A 5,118-nucleotide genomic window follows, 5' to 3' on the forward strand; every position below is an offset into this window, starting at 1 on the left:
CTGGACATCTGCTGCAAGACTGTATTGACTATTTCCATGAAAGCCTGTGCTCGGGTGGTGATGTTGTGAGAGACCCCATTATCTGAGCATCAGGCTTTCTTTAAAACTGTCCGAACCATTGCTAAAGACAGCAGCCCAAAAGGGCTTCAACCCACGCCAATACTGCCTGGCTAACAACCTGATGGGGGTCGGTTGGCGTGTTGATTCTGACGGGCCACTGGACTGGCCCGCATACTTGGAGATGGCGGGCGACAAGTATGGCCGTAAAGGCAAGAAGCGCTACGCCACCGTTATCCAGCTTCACGACAAAGTGCAGGAAGGTGACCTGTGCTGGACACGCGACCTGGAAGGCAACTACTACCTGGGCGTGGTGGAAAGTGACTGGTTCTATGACGCAAGCGAAGCCAGCCGGCAATATGACATGGTGAACCTGCGCCGCTGCCGCTGGTCCCCCAAGATGTCCGTTGACCAGGTGCCGGGCAAGGTGGTGAACAGTTTTGTCGGGAGACGGCCAACGCTGCAGTCCATCAAGGAGCCTAGTGCCGTAGCCTACAGCTTCGCATTGGCCAATCAAGCCACTGTCCTCGGCACCGACTACCCGGTGTCGCTGACGTCGGCTCGGTTGCTGGATCTGATCTCCTTCGATGATTGCGAGGATCTTGTCGGCATCTACCTGCAATCGAAGGGCTACTTCCTGGTACCGAGCAGCTGCAAGAAAAGCACGGTGGGTTATGAATACCTGCTGCAACACCGTGAGACAGGCAAGACCGCCGTCGCTCAGGTCAAGAAGGGCAAGGTAGACCTGAACCAGACGCATTTTGAGCCCGCCAGGCTAGCGGTCGATAGGGTGTTTCTTTTCACCACCGAAGGGCAATACCTGGGGGAGCCTCATGCAGGGGTAGTCTGCTTGTCCCCGGACACGTTGATCGAGTTTGCTCAGGCGCATCCTGACTGGATGCCCTACAGGATTCGCTTCTGGATGGATCGCCTGTCACAACCCAGTGAAGCGGGATCGCCTCAACCAAGCGCTCTGGAGGTGGAGACTGCCTCGTGACGAACAAGACCGTTCACACCCTGAGCGCCACGGCATAGTGCAATCATTCATTACTGTCATACTGCAACAATCCAGTATGGCAGTCATACACCCCGGCATCCCTGACGATGATACCTTCTCATGCTCTCTGATCTGACAATTGCGCTTATCCTCACCCAGCGTGAGCAGCAGCGCTTGAACACCCAAGCCAAGCGCCTGAGTCGTTACAATCTTGATGATGTGCAACTGACGGCGCTGAGGCAACGTTGGCTGTCAGGGCTGGGGTATCGGCAGTATGCCCCGGCGTTACTGGCGTCTCTGGATCATCTGATCGAGCAGCTGCAACGAGGTGAGTATCACCTGGAAGATTACGATGAAGTCGTGTTCCAGATCAGCGCCTACAACCACTCAAGCTGGGCATTACTTCGCCAAACCTGGGGCAGTCCGTCTCGTTATCTCGACCGCTGGGGTAAGATCTACCCTGAGTACCGCTACGCCTTTGAACAAGCCTACGAAGCCAACACCAAGCTCTCGGTTACCGATCAGGTGGCCTGGCTTCAGCAGTTACTGCCCACGCCAACCGATATGCAAACCAGTCCCAGGAAGTTGAGTGAGGTGGAGAAACGCCTACGCCAGTGCCAGTCTTACCCGGAAGTGGAGCCAGAAGAGGATGTGCTGTCTTTCTCGGACGATGACCTGCTTATCCCAGATAACAAACCAGGCAAGGAAGAGAAGCCAGCGAGTAACAGTAAGGTGGTGGATCTGAACGCTTACCGCAAGCGTCGGCGACGTGAGTGAGATCCTGCGCTTTTCATGGCTATCGCACTGGGCGACTCTTTTATGATGACGTGCCAGAGGAGTTGTTTAACAGTATGTCATGAGGAAGCCGCTATGAACTGTGCACCACCATTCCAAGACTTGACTCAGTCGTGACCGCAAGCCTCGTCGTGCTATGATTGCGGCCTAAATGTTCACTTCGATGAACCGTGGTGAGGGTCGTTGTGAATGGGTGATACGTATGCCATTGGCGTGATGGGACAACCAAGATGAAATTTTTAATTACCGGCGGGGCGGGATTCATCGGCTCCGCCGTGGTGCGTTATTTGATTACCCACACCGACCATGACGTGGTCAATGTGGACGCGCTGACCTACGCAGGCAACCTTGAGTCGCTTGAGGCGGTGGCTAAAAGCGAGCGCTATTTTTTTGCGCATGCGGATATTCGCAATGCGAATCAAATGGCCGAGGTGTTTGACGCCCACGCGCCGGATGCGGTGATGCATCTTGCGGCGGAATCCCACGTGGACCGTTCCATCGACGGTCCGGCGGAATTCATCCAGACCAACATCGTAGGCACTTATGTGTTGCTGGAGGCCGCGCGCGATTACTGGAAACAGCTACAGCAAAGTGCCCCGCAACGCGCCGCAGCGTTTCGCTTTCACCACGTTTCCACCGACGAAGTGTATGGCGACCTGGAAGGGCCGGAAGACCTCTTTACCGAAGAGACTCCCTACGCGCCGAGTTCCCCTTATTCGGCCAGCAAGGCAAGCTCCGACCATCTGGTGCGCGCTTGGTATCGCACTTTCGGATTACCGGTACTGATCACCAATTGTTCGAACAATTACGGGCCTTACCACTTTCCTGAAAAGCTGATCCCGTTGATGATCCTGAACGCCTTGGCAGGAAAGCCGTTACCGGTGTATGGCGATGGCCAACAGGTGCGTGATTGGCTGTATGTGGAAGACCACGCTCGCGCCTTGGTGAAAGTAGTGACCGAAGGCTCGGTGGGCGAAACCTACAATATTGGTGGGCATAACGAAAAGGCCAATCTCGACGTGGTGCGGACGTTATGTGATTTGCTCCAGGAGTTGGTGCCCGCAGAATCCCCGTATCGTGATTTGATCACCTTTGTTAGCGACCGGCCGGGGCACGATCAGCGCTATGCGATCGATGCCGGAAAGATGACTCGTGAACTGGGCTGGTCACCGGAGGAAACCTTCGAAACCGGGCTTCGCAAGACCGTGCAGTGGTATCTGGAAAACCGTGGATGGTGGCAGCGGGTACAGGATGGCAGCTACCAGGGCCAGCGTTTGGGCGTTAACCAATAACGTTAGCCAATGAAAAAGGGAGAGAGAATGAAACTCTTGATTACCGGCGGCAGCGGCCAGGTTGGCTTTGAACTGCGTCGCCAGTTGAGTACCTTGGGCGAAATACTCGCGCCGAACCGTGGCGAACTGGATTTGACCGACCCACGGGCGGTGGATGCTTACCTGGCCGACCATCAACCGGATATGGTGGTCAACGCGGCGGCTTACACGGCGGTGGATGGGGCGGAAAGTAACCATGCCCTTGCCGACCGTTTGAATGCGGCCTTGCCCGCGCAACTGGCTGATTATTGCCGGGAACGTGAGGCTTGGCTGGTACATTACTCGTCGGATTACGTCTATTCCGGCGAGGGAGAAACTCCTTGGCTGGAAAGCGATAGCCCGGGGCCGGGCAATGTCTATGGCCAAACCAAGCTTGCCGGTGACGCGGCCGTTGAGCAAAGCGGCTGTCGCCACCTGATTTTCCGTACCAGTTGGGTATATAGCGCCCATGGCAAGAGCTTTCTTTCTACGATGCTACGCTTGGGAGCGGAACGTGACGCTTTGAAGGTGGTGGCAGATCAGGTAGGGGCGCCGACTCCGGCACGACTTATCGCTCTGATCACGCAGCAGGCACTGTGGCAACGGGCCACATTGGCGCCGGGCATTTACCATCTTGCCCCACTAGGTGAAACCAGTTGGCACGGCTTTGCCTGTGAAATTTTCCGGCTTGCGAATGAGATCGGTATGCCTATGGCTATTGCACCGGAAAGGGTCGCAGCGATTCCAACGCATGAGTACCCCACTCCAGCGCCACGACCCCTGAATTCAAGGCTGGAACTGGATAAATTACAAAAGGCGTTGGGAATACGCTTGCCTGACTGGCAAAGCCAAGTGGCCCTCACCCTGGAAGAAATCGCGGTTTCCCGTCGGTAGCGCCGTCGTAGAATGCAAGGAGCAACGCAACATGCAACGTAAAGGTATTATTCTGGCGGGTGGTAGTGGCACACGGCTGCATCCCATCACCCGTGGTGTGTCCAAGCAGTTATTGCCGATCTACGACAAACCGATGATCTATTATCCGATTTCAGTGCTGATGCTGGCGGGTATTCGCGAGATATTGGTTATCTCCACCCCGGAAGACCTGCCGCAGTACGAGAACCTTTTGGGTTCCGGCGAGGCGTTCGGCGTGCGCTTCGAGTATGCCGTGCAGCCAAGGCCGGAAGGTTTGGCACAGGCATTTTTGATCGGTGAAGAGTTCATCGGTGATGCACCGGTATGCCTTGTGTTGGGTGATAACATTTTCCATGGTCAGCATTTTTCCGAGCAGTTGAAACGGGCGACGGAGCAGGAAGGTGGAGCGACAGTGTTCGGCTATCTGGTGAAAGATCCGGAACGTTTCGGTGTGGTGGAGTTCGATGCCGAAGGCAAGGCGGTGTCCATCGAGGAAAAACCCGCCAAGCCCAAGTCACCCTATGCGGTGACCGGTCTGTATTTCTATGACAACGATGTGGTCGAGATCGCCCGCAAAGTGGAGCCTTCCGAGCGTGGCGAACTGGAAATCACTAGTATCAACAATGCTTACCTTGAACGTGGTGACTTGCGTGTCGAGCGCCTGGGCCGAGGTTTCGCTTGGCTCGATACCGGCACCCACGACAGCTTGTTGGAAGCTAGCCAGTACGTGCAAACCATCGAACATCGCCAGGGTTTGAAAGTGGCGTGTCTGGAAGAAATAGCCTGGCATCAGGGCTGGTTGAGCGATGAGGCGCTACGCGATGGTGCCAACGCCCTAGCCAAGACCGGCTACGGGCAATATTTGTTGAGCCGTTTGAGTGCGAAGGAGTCTGGTGTGTCAACTACCTCGCCCTAAAGGACGAGGTTTGTGACAGCAAGCCCGGTTGACCAGGGAAAGCGGTAGCCAACCCGCTACGTTTGCAATAGGTCGTCAAGACCCACCGCCGAATGCTTCGCTCAGTTCGGCGCTCTGGAAGATCAGGATCA

The 5,118-nt window shown here is 55.7% G+C and carries 5 protein-coding genes; all 5 read left to right on the forward strand.

Annotation, left to right across the window (positions count from 1 at the left end; translation table 11 throughout):
* Positions 1-241: 241 nt before the first annotated feature.
* Positions 242-1,054, forward strand: a complete 813-nt coding sequence (locus DU506_RS20545; RefSeq protein WP_147273805.1) for a Ku family protein — start codon at positions 242-244, stop codon at positions 1,052-1,054.
* A 120-nt stretch (positions 1,055-1,174) separates the two neighbouring features.
* Positions 1,175-1,831 (forward strand): hypothetical protein, encoded by a 657-nt coding sequence (locus DU506_RS20550; RefSeq protein WP_114488709.1) that lies wholly within the window; start codon positions 1,175-1,177, stop codon positions 1,829-1,831.
* Positions 1,832-2,079: 248 nt separating this feature from the next.
* A complete protein-coding gene (gene rfbB, locus DU506_RS20555) occupies positions 2,080-3,141 on the forward strand; it encodes a dTDP-glucose 4,6-dehydratase (protein WP_114488710.1) in 1,062 nt (353 codons plus the stop codon).
* A gap of 27 nt (positions 3,142-3,168) precedes the next feature.
* A complete protein-coding gene (gene rfbD / locus DU506_RS20560) occupies positions 3,169-4,053 on the forward strand; it encodes a dTDP-4-dehydrorhamnose reductase (protein ID WP_114488711.1) in 885 nt (294 codons plus the stop codon).
* A gap of 31 nt (positions 4,054-4,084) precedes the next feature.
* Positions 4,085-4,987: a glucose-1-phosphate thymidylyltransferase RfbA gene (gene rfbA / locus DU506_RS20565; protein WP_114488712.1), complete on the forward strand. Its 903-nt coding sequence runs from the start codon at positions 4,085-4,087 to the stop codon at positions 4,985-4,987.
* Positions 4,988-5,118: the final 131 nt, after the last annotated feature.

This window comes from Vreelandella rituensis (assembly GCF_003336665.1).
GTDB lineage: Bacteria > Pseudomonadota > Gammaproteobacteria > Pseudomonadales > Halomonadaceae > Vreelandella > Vreelandella rituensis.